The following is a 15,856-nucleotide window of genomic DNA, read 5'->3' as shown; positions in this document are numbered from 1 at the left end:
CCCTATGAAGCCAGATAGTAATCGAGCGTAAATGTCATATCTTCATCCAGGTCCAGGTTGGCTCTCATCCATGTAATATAGCCTCTGTCCTCATTCACGACTTCAGCGATCTCTCTGTCTTTGTATTTCCCGAACTTGAAGGTTTTCATCATCACAGGGGTTTGGGTGAGTTTAGCCAGTTTTTGCATAGGGTTTATACCTGCAAATTTCTCTTGAGTCAGACGTACCAGTTTTGAAAGCAGCAATTTCATGACAAGTACATCACCTATCGCATCATGTGCTTTGATAGTGATACCGAGTTTTTGCGCTTCTGCCTCTTCGATCTGATAGAGTTCAAGTGCGTAGCGCAGATACTGCAGTCTGTGATTGGGACTGTCAGGAAGCAGGTGCTTGGCACATCGGAGTGTGTCTATCAGGGTGTAGTGGTTTTGAAACCCTTCTTTTTCCAGCATACCCAGATCAAAAGCAATATTATGTGCGATAAGATAATTCTCTTTTTGGTTGAACTGCTGTAATTTGAGTGCAAAATCGGTTTCATCGTAAAGTCCTTTGTCTTTGATGAGCTCCGGTGTGATGTTATGTACTTCCATCGCTTCTACAGTGATGGGTACAGGCGCCTGGCACAGTTCATCCAACACTTCGATCTCATCTTTACTGTGTACGATCATTGCACCTACCTGTATAATGCGGTCAGGTTCTTGATTTCCTGTGGTTTCTGTATCGAAAAGTACGTATATTGCCATGCTTTATCCTTGAATGATGTAGATAGATAGTATCGTATTTTATCTAACAACCCCAACCCTAAATGACAAATGGTATAATACTGCATATTATAGCTTCAATTACAGGACACACCATGGCCAAACACTTTACTTCGATCATCTCCAGTGCATTTGGAAAGTTCGCTTCTAAAGCATTTCCCTCACCGATACAACACTTTATTAACAATGGATATGTAAAACTTATGGGACTTGATATGAGTGAGTTCAAAGAGCCCAGTGCTTACCCGACACTGAACAAACTCTTTACAAGGGCTTTTGAAACTCCTAGAGCCTTGCCTGAAGATAAAGATGCTCTGATATCCGGTGTGGATGCACTCATTACGGATGCAGGGATGATCAAAGAGGGTAAAGCCTATCAGATCAAAGGAATGAGTTACTCTATTGATAAGCTTTTTGGTACCTATCATCAGGATGCGGTCAGTAAAGTAGAAGGAGGAGAGTTCATCAATTTTTATCTCTCTCCCAAAGATTACCATCGCTATCATATGCCGATGAGACTCAAGGTAAAATCATTGACACATATCCCGGGTAAACACTATCCTGTGAATTTCCCGTTACTCCGTCATAAAGTGGACCTCTTCATTGAAAATGAAAGAGTGATCATAGAGTGTGAAGATGAGAAGGGAAGAACACAGGTACTGGTACTTGTGGCTGCACTCAATGTAGGTCAAATGGTTGTAACCTTTGAAGAGAAAGTGAGAACGAATTCAGAGATAAGAGAACCGGTGCATTATGAATATGAAGATTTTTGGGTCGAGAGAGGAGAATTCTATGGCTGGTTTGAGATGGGCTCGACGATCTTGACCTTTTCAGAAAAAGGGAGTATATTCCCGGAAGTAGCGATCAATCAAAAAGTAAAATTTACTGATATTTTAGGTAAAGTATTATAGAAGATTACAAATAAAGGGGAGAAAGTATGAAAATTAAAGAGATAGAAGAGTATGCACAGGTCCGTGCGAAAGCAAGAGCATACCTTTGTTATATCATAGGAAGACATATTTCTCAAACGATTATCAATGGTGATATTTCTACAGTACTTGCAAAGTTAGAACCGCTTCATGAGAGTATCCCTACTGCAGAGGCGATTTATGCACTGGATGGTAAAGGTATACAGATCACTGAAAATATCTCTAAGGATAAAAAGCTTCAGGGGATTGGTAAAGGTGAGGATAGAAGTGATAGGGCTTATTACTATAAAACGCAAAGAGAACATCGTTGTACCTTAACAGAACCATACCCGTCGAATTTAAGTAATACGATGGTTGTCACTGCATCATTTCCAATCGTAGATGAAAATGATAATTTGATCAGTATTATTTGCGTAGATATCTCTTTGGCAAATATTTTACGTATGGTGCATCCAAGCTCTATCGACTCATATTCTGGAAAATTAAGTAAAATTGCCTATACTGCATTCTCTTTAGCACTGGCAGGTGTATCACTGTTACTCTTTGTCAAAGGTGTGACAGCATTCTTGCATTTTGGTGTTGATTTTACTGCGATTGATATTAATGAGATGTTTAAAGCCACGATCCTGTTGACCCTCTCTTTGGCTATTTTCGATCTGGTCAAAGCAATATTTGAGGAAGAAGTTTTGGGTAAGGAGAAAAAAGGGGCCACCGGCGAGGGACATCAGACAATGATTCGTTTTTTAGGCTCCATTATCATTGCACTGTCCATTGAAGCCTTGATGCTGGTATTTAAGTTTGCACTCACAGATCCGGCCCAGCTTGTGTATGCGGTCTATCTCATTTCCGGTGTTGCATTACTTCTAGTGAGCCTTTCTGTCTATGTGAAGTTCATACAGCCAAGACTTAAAGATACGGAGAAGATGAACTAGTGGATAAAAAACTGATCATTTTTGATATGGATGGCACCTTGGTCAACTCTTCATTGACCATAGCCAATGCGATCAATTATGTTCGAAAAAACCTGGGTTTTGAACCCATGGCACAAGAGTATATTTTAAGATTGGTCAATGACCATACGATCAATCCTGCACAAACCTTTTACCATGCAAAAGCCTTTGACCGGGACCATGAAAAATGGTTTTCGGAGTACTATACGAAAAACCATGCAAGCGAATTGGTACTCTATGAGGGTATCAAAGAGCTGCTTGATACGCTGAAAGGCAAAGGACACGATCTTGCTGTAGCGACCAATGCTTACAGGGGTTCAACCATAGAATCACTGACCCACCTAGAGGTCTATGAGCATTTTGATGCAATCGCCTGTTATGATGATGTCCCGCAAGGAAAACCACACCCGGACATGCTTCACAAAATACTGGATCAACTAGGTCATAGCAGCCATCAGGCACTTTTTATTGGTGACGGTCCACGTGATGCGTTGGCAAGCCAAAGGGCAGAGATAGACTATATTATGGTTGACTGGGGTTTTACAGACCATGCAGATGCTGTGCGCAGTGTCGATGAACTGCATACTATACTACTACGTTAACTATCTATTTTTAAACCTTTATATTTTAGGGATCCTGTCTTTTAAAAACAGTATCAATGCTGTCGTTAACGCAATACCCGATACGATCAAAAAAAGTCCTTGAATGCCATAGAGATGTACAATAGGTTGCATGAGCATCGGAGAAGAAAACTGTCCTAGAAAGAAGCTTGATGCAAGTACGCCTGAAGCTTTCCCTCTCTTCTGAGCAGGTACTTTCGCAAGAAACCATGAGTTGGTATTGACAAGGATCAGGCCAAATCCTATACCAATGAACGCTGTACTATAAAAAAGTTGTGCAATAGTGTGGGCTTGAGAAATGATGAAGAGGCCTGTGCCAAAAAAAATAAATGTCATAATATAGATATGGACATAAGAGAACCTCGCTTTCAGTTTGGCATACTGTCTCGAGGTAAGAGCATTGAAGATCATCGCTGTAGCAATGACCAATCCTATAGTACTTGGTTTGCCATGTAAAGTCTCTATAATGAGATAAGGCAGTTGGGTAGGCAGCATATAAAAAAGTACCATGGCAAAAAAAGCAGTGAGATATATAGGCCAGAGTTTGGCCTCTATCTCCATATCACTTTCAACATGTGTATGTTTCTCAGGCTCATGGAGAGCGGTAAGCAGCAGAGGTAGAAAGAAGAGGGGTAAGATGTAGATAGCAAAAGGGTAGGACCAATGAAGTTGCGCAAGTAGACCTCCGGCTGTAATAAACAGGATCCCTCCTAGTGCTACGGCCATCCCCTGAACAGACATAAATTTATGCCGTGCCATTTCATCCAGATAATCACCTATGAGTGCGGTAGAACTGGTCATAAGCAGTGCAACAGCTATACCTAGAACCGCCCGACCGGCAAGAATGGCATAGAAGTTCTCAAGATAAAATCCCGAACTTCCACCCAGTACAAAGAGGATGATCCCTGTATAGAGCGGTTTTAATCTGCCAAATTTATCTACAATGATCCCGGCTATTGGAGCAAAAAGTGCAATGATGATGGAAGGAATGGTCAACATCAGTTTTGAAAGAAATTCGATATGAGGAAGATCACTGAATGTTTGACTAATGAGGGGAAGAGAAGAGACAACAGTGATGCCGGACATCACACCCATCGTTGCGATCAAGAGTAGAGAGATCTGTATCTTCTTATTTATAGTTTTAGACATGGAAAGCTTTATTAGGTAATTTATCGTTAAAATCAATTATATCCTCTTTTTAATGTTGGTATATTGAGTTGATGGCGTACTATAATTCAGATTTTGCTATATTACGCAAAAAATGCAAAGAGGAACTCCAATGTCAAAAACCCTCATCACCGATCTCTTTTCTCTCCTTCTTATAGGGATAGCTTTTCTGGTGCCATCTGTCTATTATGAGATGCTGCTGTTTACAGGATTATTTGCACTCTCAGGAGCCATTACTAATCAACTTGCTATTCATATGTTATTTGAAAAGGTACCATTACTATATGGCTCCGGGGTGATAGAAAAAAACTTTACGGCTTTCAAAGCGTCTATCCGTGAGATGATGATGAAACAGTTCTTTAGTAAAGAGCAGCTGGGAGATTTTTTTGCAAAAGAAGAAGAGAATATAGATCTGACTCCTTTGGTCGAAGGTGCAGACTTTTCTCCTGCTTTTGATGCACTCTCTAAAACGGTGATGGAATCGAAATTCGGTGGCGCTATCGCAATGTTCGGTGGTGAAGCCGCATTAGAAGGTTTACGTGATCCTTTTTCACGCAAGCTCAAGAGTGCTGTAAGTGCCATCGTTTCTTCTTCTGCTTTTAAGGCACAACTTGACCATCATATACAAAGCTCAACCTTAAGTGAAGATATGATCGTTTCAGTAGAAACATTGATCGCAAAAAGATTGGATGAACTGACACCAAAAATGGTGAAAGAACTAGTACAAGATCTGATCAAGGAACATTTAGGATGGCTTGTGGTGTGGGGCGGTGTTTTCGGTGGCCTTATAGGAGTGGTAACATCATTTTTGATCTGAGATCTCTCAAACTCAGGTTAGAATGGCTTAATGGAAAAACAGTATAATAATTACTATCATAATTTTCCGGAGATATCATTTTGCCCTTCATAAAGATCCTCTTTACCCTTTTTACGCTTATTTCCATGGCAAACGCCAAGAATTATTTTAAAACACATGATGATATGTGTGACGGTACCCAAACCATACAATGTACAAATGATTTTAACACTGTACGCAATCTTCAAATTGCACTGAATAGAGATAAACACATCAATGTGAAACTCAAGGTTGACGGCAGATGGGGAGAGAAGACAAAAGAAGCAGTGATCGCTTTTCAAACGTATTATGGGCTGACTCATACAGACGGCTGGGTAGGAAAAGAAACCAAATCCAAACTTGATAAAATTTCTAAAAATATCAAATTCCCTAAAGATAAACAAGTCAAACATGTAAAATTGATGAAGTATAACAACTATGCTGACTTTAGAAAACACACAAACTTGAGAAAAAGTTACAGTATCTATGAAGATAAAAAACTGCTCAGTAAAGCAAATGGAAGAAATACAAAATTAAAAGTAGATATCTCAGAGCAAAGAATAAGGCTTTATGTCAACGATAAAGTAGCACTTTGTGCACCTTGTACGACCGGGGCCAAAAGAAAGCTTGAACCTAATACTGGGATCATCCGAAATCAAAGTACACCCAAAGGGACATTTTGTATCAAGGAGAAGATAGCAGATAAGCGTTCTACTATCTTTGGTAAAATGTATCGGGGCAAGAAGTTGGTCTACAAAGGTGACAGAAGAAAATATAAAGGTAAAAAAGCCAAATATGTGGGTGCATCACTTAAGAACTGGATGCGGCTTACAAGTGGTGGTATCGGTCTTCATGCAAGTAAATATGTGAAACGGTATCCTGGAAGCAATGGGTGTATCAGACTTCCTTATAAAGTATCAAAAACCATTTTTAACAAGGTACGTAAAGGTACACCGGTCAGTATCGTAAACTGATCTCAAATGGACTAATCTAAAAGTTTTTATCTCAAACCGCTGCTTTCTTTTTAGCGACCATAGACGTTTTCATCGTTCTGTACCCCTGGTAGTCTTCATCCCAAAACTCAGGTAGTTGTAAAAGTTCACATGTGTCATCAAAAGTGGCTTCTAGTTCACCTTCATTCAGAAGAAAAGCAGGATTGGATGTGGTACGCTCATTGTCAGGATGATGTAAAAAGGTTTCCATCAGAATGATACCGTTGGGCTTAAGAGCATCTATCATCTGTGGGAAGAGTCTACGCTCTAGAAAATAGGTACAGATAATAAGGTCATATTTCTCTTTGGGGAGGGTATAGGTATCAAAATCCACTTCTTTTGCATGGATATGAGGGATGTTCTGAAGCTGATCTATAGCCACAGAAGAGATATCAAGTGCATCGACCTCAAATCCTTTGGAAGCAAGATATCTGCTATGTCTTCCCATACCGCAGGCTATGTCAAGTGCCTCTAGTCCTGGAGCCAGTGAAGCATAGTCACTGACAAGTTTGATGGGTTCATCTGGCATTGGCTTGTTTCGCCATTTTTCATCCCAACGTTCTTTATCCTCTTGTGCCATAGCTGCCCTTTTTCTTTGAAGTCTCTTTTGGTATTATTCTATCAAAATTATAAATAAGTTTTATGAGACTCAGTTAAATTTGTATCAGGGAGATGAAATGTCAGAGCGCAATACACTAACCTTTATATCTTGGAATGTGAACGGTATCAGGGCGGTAGAGAAGAAAGAGGCACTCAAGTGGATCGATGAAGAAAATGTGGACTTTTTGGGGCTGCAGGAGATCAAAGCAGAAGCAGATCAGATCCCTGAGAGTATCTTTGAGAGGGAATACAAATTTCAAAGTATCAACTCCTCATCAAATAAAGGACAGTCAGGTGTAGCACTCTATACAGATATCAAGGGTGAAGCATCTTGTTGTTCGCATGTGGATATCTTGGATGAAGGACGCATCAATGAATACCACTTTGGAGATATCGCCTATTTCAATGTCTATTTCCCCAATGGACAGCGTGACGATGAGCGTTTGGAGTACAAAATGGCATTTTATGACCGTTTCTTAGAGCATATCAACACCTTAAGGGATGAAGGTAAGTCCATTATTGTATGCGGTGATGTCAATACAGCCCACAAAGAGTTCGACCTCGCCCGACCTAAAGCCAATGAAAAGACCTCCGGTTTTTTACCGATGGAACGGGAATGGATAGACAAACTTCTCAGCCATGGCTATATCGATACCTTTAGACATGTAAAAGGCGATGAAACAGACCGTTACAGCTGGTGGAGTTACAGAGCGGGAGCCAGGGGCAAAAACGTGGGCTGGAGGATCGATTATTTCTTCGTTTCTGATGATCTCAAAGAGAGGATCGTCGATGCAGATATACTGGATCATATTATGGGAAGTGACCACTGTCCTGTGAAGTTGGTTTTGAAGGTTTAGCTTTATCCTTTGGTCAAATGCCATCCAGAGCCATAAGGACATCTATAAACACCAAGCCGTAATTGTTTTTCCTTGGATAGTGTAGCTATCTGCTCTTTGGCAGATACTTCAGAGTCATAAAGGTCTTTGATCTCTCCATGACTGTCTCTGCAGGTACATACTTCCTTTTTTTGTACAGTGAGGTCAACTTGGAGTTCTTGAGACTTTTTTATCTGTTCCATATGCCCATTCAGTTCATGAAGGCTCTGAACATTAAAGTATTTTAATATTTGATCTTCTGAGAGGTGGGCCAGGTGAGGGTGGCTTTTTTGGAGGTGTTTGAGTATCTCTTCGTTTTTGGCTAGTTTACTTTTGATAGTTTGAAGGGATTTTTTTAAGTGCATCACATGGTAGAGCGGGATCTACTCTATCTCTCCCGTATAGTAAAACTCATCCAAACCTTCTAGAAAGGCCATGAGCAGTTCATCAGAGCATGCCTTAAAGTTCTTATGCCCTTCTTTTCGAAAAAGGGAAGCGAGTTGCTGTTTGCTGAGTTCAACATCTGCTAGACCAAAGATGATCTCTGTCTCTGCTTCTTTGAGTTCCAGAGCGATACGAAGCTTTTTGAGTATGAGGTTGTTGGTCAGCTCTACCGCTTCCTCATCATTTTGTTTTTTCGGAGATGGACCTCTTTTAAGTGTGACCATTCCATCTAAGAATACACCTAACTCTTCATAACTGGCCGGTATGAAATCTTTGTCTTGACGGCGTTTGAGAAGAGACTCCAAATGTGAAGCATCCATAGGAAAGTCTTCAAGCCTATAGGCTTCTAACATCTCTTCTGTTGTTAAATTCAGTGCTTTTTGTATACGGTAGAGTATTTCATTTGTATTGATCTGCATTATTTTTTACCTGCTTTCTGGGCAAGGGCGGCTAATGCTATTTTAGCTTTTGTCAGTATGTTTAAACAATTTTTGTCTTTAACATTGTGTTTTAATGACCAGTATTCCGGATTGGTATAAATAAAGCTTGTTTCACCCTCATAGTTCGTAGTAACAAGTATGCGAAGAGGCAGGTCCAAGCCTATAGAAGGGTTACAGTTCATCAGAACCGTTCCCATCTTTGGATTACCGAAGACCACAACCGTTTCAGGTTTCAAATTCATATTGACATTTCTTGCATTGGCTCTATGATCCATGGTACTGAAATGTGTAAGCCCTTGATCTATGATGAGTTTTTCCAGTTTGGCTACTGAAGTAGTGTGATCATTTTCACTTTTTACTGTTTCAAGAAAGGTGCCTTTTTTACTATCACAGCCAACTAAAGCAAACCCGATCAATCCAATGAATAGTAATTTTCTCATCATGGTCCTTTATTACACGTTAAATCTAAAGTGCATCACATCGCCATCTTGTACGATGTACTCTTTACCTTCCAGTCTGCTTTTACCAGCCTCTTTTGCACCGGCTTCTCCTCCACAAGCGATAAAGTCTTCATAGCTGATAACCTCCGCACGGATGAAACCTTTTTCAAAGTCATTATGAATGACTGCTGCAGCTTTAGGTGCTGTCGTCCCCTTACGTATGGTCCATGCACGTACCTCTTTGACACCTGCGGTAAAGTAGCTCATCAGGCCAAGTGTGTCAAAACCTTTGTGTATGATCTGGTCCAGACCACTCTCTTCAACACCAAGTTCTGCAAGCATCTCCTCTCTCTCTTCATCATCAAAGTCTACCATATCTTCTTCTACTTTGGCACACAGTTTGATCACTTCTGAATTTCGTTCTGCTGCATAGGCTTTGAGTTTTTTTACATATTCATTGTCTTCACTCAGACCATCTTCATCGACATTTGCACCATAGATGATCGGTTTTGATGTAAGAAGACGCAGATCCTTGTTCATCGCCAAAAAGCCATCACTCTCTTTGTCTGCAAACGTAGATACAGGATGGCCTTCTTCTATATATGCCAGGAGTGCTTCAGCGACTTCAAGCTGTTCTTTTGCATCCTTGTCGTTTCCTCTTGCTTTCTTTTTTAGCATCTCTATACGTTTGAGCACTGCATCGATATCGGCAAAGAGAAGCTCCTGCTCAATGATCTCAACATCTCTGATAGGGTCGATAGAACCTTCTGTATGAACAATGTTCTCATCATGAAAACATCTTACAATGTGCAGGATCACTTCTGTTTCACGGATATTTCCAAGAAATTTATTTCCCAGACCTTCACCTTTACTCGCACCGGCTACAAGCCCGGCGATATCAACGAAATCAATCGTTGAGTGTTGTATTCTTTCAGGGTTAACGATCTTTGCAAGTTCATCCAGTCTTTTGTCTGGTACAGGTACCACCGCTTTATTTGGCTCGATGGTACAGAACGGATAGTTTGCACTTTCTGCATTTTGTGCTTTAGTGAGTGCGTTAAAAGTCGTAGATTTTCCTACATTTGGTAGTCCAACAAGTCCGATGCCTAGTCCCATGGTATTCCTTAAGTATGATAATATGATTACCGCGATTTTAGCGAAATATTGGTGAAGAGGGGGTTAGTTCCTATCAGATGTCATTTTATTCATGATGATCATAGATGATTTATAGAAAATTTATCTATTTTACATACACTTTTGCTATGATAAAAAAATACAAGTGAGACAGAATCAAAAAAAAACAGGAAGATCAATGGAAAATGCTTTACTGATATTAATTATTACGATTGGTATAGCAACAGCACTCAATGTTGTCCTAAAAAGATTTGATATACCAACGATTATAGGGTATGTTATCACTGGTTTTACTATCTCATCAATTTTCCATTTTGCCAATGATTCCAGGGAAATGTTATCTCATTTGGCAGAATTTGGAATTGTATTTTTAATGTTTACTATAGGATTGGAATTTTCCGTTAACCACCTCAAAAGGATGAAAAAAGAGGTTTTCGTTTATGGTGCGATGCAAGTTATCATTTCAGGGGTTCTATTCACATTACTAGGTTCCTTTGCTTTTGATCTGGATATTAGAAGTGCTATCGTCATAGGTTTTGCACTTGCACTCTCCTCTACAGCGATCGTTCTGAAGATCCTTAATGAAAACAATCAAATACATTCAGGCTATGGACGTACAACGCTTGGCATTCTACTGTATCAGGATTTAGCTGTTATTCCGATACTTTTAATGGTCTCTTTTTTCACTTCTGAAACTGAGTCCTTGTCCATTCTCCTGGTTGAAACTTTTGGAAGTGCTATTGTGGTATTTTCAATTCTCTTTCTTTTCGGTAAATATTTTCTTGAACGATTCTTTGGCTGGATCACAGCATCAGGTTCAGAAGAGATTTTTCTGGTTGCGGTATTGCTTATTGTTATGAGTGCTTCCTATTTGGCAGATATATTTGGTTTTTCCTACTCATTGGGAGCATTCCTTGGGGGAATGATAATATCAGAAACAAAGTATCGTTATCGTATAGAAACAGACCTGATACCCTTTAGAGATATCCTTTTAGGCGTCTTTTTTATTACGATAGGGATGTTGATCGATTGGCATTCTCTTGTGAATTACGGAGATGTTATATTTGGGTTACTTGTAGGTATTATGCTCTTTAAAGGTTTAGTTATCTTTAGTATTTTACGCGTGTTTGTACAGACGAGAACAGCACTTAAAACTGCATTGGCACTGTTTCAGGTAGGAGAATTTGCCTTAGCTGTGTTTGCACTTGCATATGCCAATAATCTCATCTCTAATGAACTTAATCAGATCATGATCATTACGGTCATTTTTTCAATGATATTGACACCTTTTGTACTGAAAAATATTAAAAAGATTGCAGATATGCTTCACAAAGAGCCTATGGCATTACGTGACCGTGCACTTATAGGTGGTACATATAGAAATCATATTATTATATGTGGATATGGACCGGTAGGACAAAAACTTGTCAAAATGTTTAAAGAAAGAAATCTACTTTACGTCATACTTGAGCATGATGTGAAGGTAGTGGATGATGTCATAGCAAAAGGTGAAGAAGCCATTTATTTTGCCAATGCCGCACAGAAAATGGTTTTATCACATTTTAATGTTAATGCTTGTAATGCCATCATTGTCACGGTAGAAAATGAGATACAGAGACAATTGATCTGTGAAAATATTGCTTCATTCAATCATGATATCAATAGTATCGTAAGTGTAAACAATCATGCAGAAGAAGAGTTTATCTCAGCATTGGGTATCAAACATATCATCAATAGCAGAGATACTATTGCTGATATGCTGGCAGAAGAGGCATTGGCATGTCATCTTAAACTCACAAAAGAGTAAAACGATGTAACACTCTCTTGTTCTCTAGGATGCCGATTATTTATCATCCTCAGAGAGTTTTTCAATAAGTTTTACCATCATTCTCACTCCGGCACCAGAAGCACCAAAAGGGTTTTCTCCCCATGCATGTTCTACAAATGCAGGACCTGCGATATCAATATGCGCCCATTTTTCTTTATGGTCTTCATCGATGAACTCCGAGAGGAATTGACCCGCTGTGATCGCTCCTCCATAACGTGTATTGGAAATATTGCATACATCTGCTATCTCAGACTTGATCGTCTTTTTGAGGTAAGGGTTAAAGTCTAAGGCAGTGGCCAATTCTCCTGAACGTTTTGCTGCATCTACAACAAGTGATTTCATGTCATCAGAGTTCCCCATAATACCTGATGTATAGTTTCCTACACCCACTACACAGGCACCTGTAAGTGTTGCAAGATCGAAGAGGTAATCCGCTTTGACCTCCTGCTGTGCGTAGCAGAGTGTGTCTGCAAGGACCAAACGGCCTTCGGCATCCGTGTTGCGTACCTCGATCGTTTTGCCATTCTTCGCTACCAGTACATCATCAGGTTTATAGGCATCCCCGCCGATCATATTCTCTACAGCACCTACAAAACCATGTACCTCTACAGGCAAGTTCATTTCTGCTACGGCTTTCATGATACCGATGACCGCTGAACCACCACTCTTGTCCGACTTCATAGTCACCATGAAGTCAGCAGGCTTAAGGCTTAGTCCACCACTGTCATAGGTAAGACCTTTACCTACTAGGGTCACGACACATTTTGCATCTTTTGGCTTGTGTGTAAGGTGTATGACCCTTGGTCTATGTCGGCTTGCACGTGCCACAGCAAGCAGTGTCTCCATCTTCTCTTTTCTCAGCTCTTTGGGCTTAAGTACTTTACACTTCAGACCTGTTTCATCTGCCATGGTCTCAGCGATCTCTGCCATGACATTCGGATAACAGTCATCCGGTGTTGTGTTGACGATGTTACGTGTGAAGTTGGTGGCATCAGCTATGATCTGTGCTTTATGGATGACTGTAGAAGCTTTTTCTACATCTACCTTGTATCCGTTATACTCTTCAAGTGAGATAGAGATATGTTTGATCTTCTTCTTACTTTTTTTTGTTTTATAATTCTCAAATGTGTATGCACCCAGGACAAAGCCTTCCACCATAGCACGAAGAGAGTTCATACATTTCTCACTGGAAAGATAGGTTGCAATTTTGATAGATCTGTACTCTTTCCCATTGAGTGCTTTAATGGCATTGGCTGCAGCCGTTCTGATATCTTTACTGCGTGTTGAGTCTGCACCCACATAGAGTCTGTCTTTACTTACAAGGAGACATGTTTCATCCTGTCCCCCTTCAAAACCTGCTTTTTTTAAAAGTTTTTTATCTTGTACGAACGTATGATCTGTATTTTTGTCGATGACAATGATGACTTCTATATCGCCTTGGATATCTGCCACAGAGAGTTGAGTTAATTCGAAATTCATGGATAGCCTTTGGTTTGTTTTATTCTATGGAGTATATCAAAATATTGGTAAATACGCGTATGAGAATAAAGAAGACGACCACTTCTAAAAAGACTAAAGATACTTTTTGTAGTATACTATGTAAAAAGATTGCAAGGAGAAATGATGCTGTTAATTGTTATTGTGATAGCAGGAGCACTAATGGGTTTTATGTATGGTAATATGACAGATGGGTTTATTTTCGATAAAAACATTTGCCTCTTTGCAGGTCTTACACTCATCATGCCATCACTTTTTAAATTCAAGGTAAGAGATACTATGCTGGTATGGGAGTATAGGTCAGTTCTTTTTAAAGGATTTATCATTAACTATCTGCTTTTACCGATATTTGCACTGGTTATCGGATTTATAACGAATGATTTTGGCATTACTGCAGGCTTGTTTTTACTTGCTGTATTGAGTGGTGGAGGTATGGTCATGCATTGGATCAAAAGATCCAATGCTGACACCTCTTTAGGTTTCTTGCTTCTTTTCATTAATCTTGTTTTTGTTTCACTCTCATTATTGATGTTGCATCTTTTTGCTACGTATAGTGCAGGGCACTTTGGGGTGACCTATGATGAGAAGATCACTATCAGTAGATTTGTAGAACCGGTGATCACACTTTTAATCGTGATACCTTTCTTGGCAAGCAGGGTGGTACTCTTAATAAAACCATTGCTTACATGGATCGAAACTTACAGTAAATTTATCAGCCGTATCAGTATCTTTATCATTTTATTCTATCTGTTCGGTTTACAGAGTTCCCAACAGTTGATCGACATTTATGATTTTGAACCGGAACTTTTCTTTATCGCTCTGATTGCAGTAGCGGTATTCTATCTGCTTGTATTGATAGTTTCAAAATTGATCTATAATTTGGACTCACCGCAGGAGAGAGCGGCATTTTGGCAAAGTATTACACGATACATCACCTTGGCTTTGGTGCTTTCTACCTTTTCGGCAAGTACCTTTGGTGTTTCAATGCTTCTGCCTATCATGTTTTCCTATCTCGTGCAGATACCATTATCTGTCGTCATCAGCAATAGGTATATGACCGATGTATAGGTTGTGATGTTTAGGCAAACTGGTCTTTGAGTATATCTTTTGCCTGTATCATATCTTTATCACCACGTCCTGAAAGATTGATCAGGATCGTTTTACCTTTGATCTCCTCTGGTTTCATCTTTTTAAGGTAGGCAATGGCGTGTGAACTTTCAAAGGCAGGAATGATACCCTCTGCCTGAGAAAGCCATACAAATGCATCCAAGGCTTCATCATCTGTGATATAGTCATATTTTGCGATACCTTCATCTTTTAAAAAAGAATGTTCAGGCCCTATACCAGGGTAATCAAGTCCTGCTGAGATAGAGTGTGCCTCTTGTACCTGACCATCTTCATCCTGAAGGATGTAGCTCAGTTGACCGTGAAGCACACCTGGGCTTCCTTTAGCCAGTGAGCAGCCATGTTTAGAGTCAAGTCCTAGTCCGCCAGCTTCTATACCAATACACTCTACGCTTTCATCTTCTAAGAAGTGATTGAAAATACCAAGGGCATTAGACCCTCCACCGATGCAGGCGATCACTTTGTCAGGTAGACATCCTTCCACTGCATTGAGCTGTTGCTTCGCTTCCCATCCGATGATAGACTGAATGTCACGTATCATCATTGGATAAGGGTGGGGACCTGCTACTGTACCGATGATATAGTAGGTATCGCGTGCATTGGTCACCCAGTGTCTAATGGCCTCATTCATCGCATCTTTGAGTGTTTTACTTCCAGATTCAACGGCATGCACTTTTGCACCAAGCAGTTTCATACGGAAAACGTTCAATTCCTGGCGTGCAGCATCTTTGGCACCCATAAATATTTCACACTCCAGCCCAAAGAGTGCGGCAACCGTAGCTGTAGCTACACCATGTTGACCTGCACCGGTTTCTGCGATCACTTTTTTCTTACCGAGTCGCTTTGCAAGTATTGCCTGTGCTACCGTGTGGTTTATCTTATGTGCACCTGTATGGTTAAGGTCTTCACGCTTTAGGTAGATCTTTGCATCAAGTTCTTTAGAGAGATTCTCAGCAAAGTAGAGCGAAGAGGGGCGACCTACGTAGTTTTTGTAGTAATGGTCCACTTCTGCCCAAAACTCTTTATCAAAACGTACGGCTTCATAGTCAAGTCGAAGCTTCTCAAGTGCCGGCATCAATGTTTCAGGCACAAAACGTCCACCAAAACCTACCTGCCCATTTTCAAGGCTGCCAAAATGCCCTAGATTATCGGGATCATGTGGACTTGGTTTAGGGATATATATTTCTTTATGTAAGTTCATCTGTTTCTCTTGTATAGT

17 protein-coding genes are annotated in these 15,856 nt (G+C 40.1%); 8 read left to right on the top strand and 9 right to left on the bottom strand.

Going from position 1 to position 15,856, the window contains the following annotated elements; genetic code table 11:
* Positions 1-2 precede the first annotated feature (2 nt).
* Positions 3-743, bottom strand: coding sequence for a 3'-5' exonuclease (locus SULAR_RS04245; RefSeq protein WP_008243351.1), 741 nt, complete (start codon positions 741-743; stop codon positions 3-5).
* A gap of 113 nt (positions 744-856) precedes the next feature.
* On the opposite strand from SULAR_RS04245, the gene SULAR_RS04240 reads away from it, so the two are divergent.
* From SULAR_RS04240 to SULAR_RS04230, 3 genes are read left to right on the top strand one after another with little or no spacing between them, the layout of a single operon-like run.
* Positions 857-1,672: a phosphatidylserine decarboxylase gene (locus SULAR_RS04240; RefSeq protein WP_008243348.1), complete on the top strand. Its 816-nt coding sequence runs from the start codon at positions 857-859 to the stop codon at positions 1,670-1,672.
* Positions 1,673-1,698: 26 nt separating this feature from the next.
* On the top strand, positions 1,699-2,622 hold the full coding sequence (locus SULAR_RS04235; protein WP_008243347.1) for a PDC sensor domain-containing protein: 924 nt from the start codon (positions 1,699-1,701) through the stop codon (positions 2,620-2,622).
* Positions 2,622-3,242 carry an HAD family hydrolase gene (locus SULAR_RS04230; protein WP_008243346.1) on the top strand — a complete coding sequence of 207 codons (621 nt, stop codon included), beginning with the start codon at positions 2,622-2,624 and terminating at the stop codon, positions 3,240-3,242. Before SULAR_RS04235 ends, SULAR_RS04230 begins: the two co-directional genes overlap by 1 nt.
* Before the next feature lie 18 nt (positions 3,243-3,260).
* Here SULAR_RS04230 and SULAR_RS04225 read toward each other — a convergent pair whose 3' ends face one another.
* Positions 3,261-4,409, bottom strand: coding sequence for an MFS transporter (locus SULAR_RS04225; RefSeq protein WP_008243345.1), 1,149 nt, complete (start codon positions 4,407-4,409; stop codon positions 3,261-3,263).
* A 130-nt stretch (positions 4,410-4,539) separates the two neighbouring features.
* Here SULAR_RS04225 and SULAR_RS04220 point away from each other — a divergent pair, with 130 nt between their 5' ends.
* On the top strand, positions 4,540-5,244 hold the full coding sequence (locus SULAR_RS04220) for a hypothetical protein (protein WP_008243344.1): 705 nt from the start codon (positions 4,540-4,542) through the stop codon (positions 5,242-5,244).
* Positions 5,245-5,324: 80 nt separating this feature from the next.
* Positions 5,325-6,236, top strand: coding sequence for a L,D-transpeptidase family protein (locus SULAR_RS04215; protein ID WP_008243343.1), 912 nt, complete (start codon positions 5,325-5,327; stop codon positions 6,234-6,236).
* 31 nt (positions 6,237-6,267) lie between these two features.
* Here the strand turns inward: SULAR_RS04215 and SULAR_RS04210 are convergent, their stop codons facing one another.
* Entirely contained in the window at positions 6,268-6,834 is a 567-nt protein-coding gene (locus tag SULAR_RS04210) for a bifunctional 2-polyprenyl-6-hydroxyphenol methylase/3-demethylubiquinol 3-O-methyltransferase UbiG (RefSeq protein WP_008243342.1), read from the bottom strand.
* A gap of 97 nt (positions 6,835-6,931) precedes the next feature.
* Between SULAR_RS04210 and SULAR_RS04205 the strand changes: the two genes are divergently transcribed.
* A complete protein-coding gene (locus SULAR_RS04205; protein ID WP_008243341.1) occupies positions 6,932-7,711 on the top strand; it encodes an exodeoxyribonuclease III in 780 nt (259 codons plus the stop codon).
* Positions 7,712-7,713: 2 nt separating this feature from the next.
* Here the strand turns inward: SULAR_RS04205 and SULAR_RS11235 are convergent, their stop codons facing one another.
* The 4 genes from SULAR_RS11235 to ychF are packed head-to-tail and all read right to left on the bottom strand — an operon-like array spanning position 7,714 to position 10,169.
* Complete coding sequence (locus SULAR_RS11235; protein ID WP_188084878.1) at positions 7,714-8,097, bottom strand: hypothetical protein; 384 nt, start codon at positions 8,095-8,097, stop codon at positions 7,714-7,716.
* A 15-nt stretch (positions 8,098-8,112) separates the two neighbouring features.
* Positions 8,113-8,592: a DUF1456 family protein gene (locus SULAR_RS04195; RefSeq protein WP_008243336.1), complete on the bottom strand. Its 480-nt coding sequence runs from the start codon at positions 8,590-8,592 to the stop codon at positions 8,113-8,115.
* Entirely contained in the window at positions 8,592-9,053 is a 462-nt protein-coding gene (locus SULAR_RS04190; protein ID WP_008243334.1) for a DUF302 domain-containing protein, read from the bottom strand. Before SULAR_RS04190 ends, SULAR_RS04195 begins: the two co-directional genes overlap by 1 nt.
* A 12-nt stretch (positions 9,054-9,065) precedes the next feature.
* Positions 9,066-10,169, bottom strand: a complete 1,104-nt coding sequence (ychF, locus tag SULAR_RS04185; protein ID WP_008243332.1) for a redox-regulated ATPase YchF — start codon at positions 10,167-10,169, stop codon at positions 9,066-9,068.
* A 196-nt stretch (positions 10,170-10,365) separates the two neighbouring features.
* Between ychF and SULAR_RS04180 the strand changes: the two genes are divergently transcribed.
* Complete coding sequence (locus tag SULAR_RS04180; RefSeq protein WP_008243331.1) at positions 10,366-11,994, top strand: cation:proton antiporter; 1,629 nt, start codon at positions 10,366-10,368, stop codon at positions 11,992-11,994.
* 36 nt (positions 11,995-12,030) lie between these two features.
* Here SULAR_RS04180 and SULAR_RS04175 read toward each other — a convergent pair whose 3' ends face one another.
* Positions 12,031-13,494 (bottom strand): leucyl aminopeptidase, encoded by a 1,464-nt coding sequence (locus tag SULAR_RS04175; RefSeq protein WP_008243320.1) that lies wholly within the window; start codon positions 13,492-13,494, stop codon positions 12,031-12,033.
* Between the two features lie 144 nt (positions 13,495-13,638).
* Between SULAR_RS04175 and SULAR_RS04170 the strand changes: the two genes are divergently transcribed.
* Positions 13,639-14,580, top strand: a complete 942-nt coding sequence (locus SULAR_RS04170) for a hypothetical protein (protein ID WP_008243318.1) — start codon at positions 13,639-13,641, stop codon at positions 14,578-14,580.
* A gap of 10 nt (positions 14,581-14,590) precedes the next feature.
* Here SULAR_RS04170 and trpB read toward each other — a convergent pair whose 3' ends face one another.
* Positions 14,591-15,838 (bottom strand): tryptophan synthase subunit beta, encoded by a 1,248-nt coding sequence (gene trpB, locus SULAR_RS04165; RefSeq protein WP_008243317.1) that lies wholly within the window; start codon positions 15,836-15,838, stop codon positions 14,591-14,593.
* Positions 15,839-15,856: the final 18 nt, after the last annotated feature.

Origin of the sequence: Sulfurovum sp. AR (assembly GCF_000296775.1) — a bacterium.
Lineage (GTDB): Bacteria > Campylobacterota > Campylobacteria > Campylobacterales > Sulfurovaceae > Sulfurovum > Sulfurovum xiamenensis.
The sequence above is the reverse complement of the archived record's forward strand: the minus strand, read 5'-3'. Positions and strand labels throughout refer to the sequence as shown.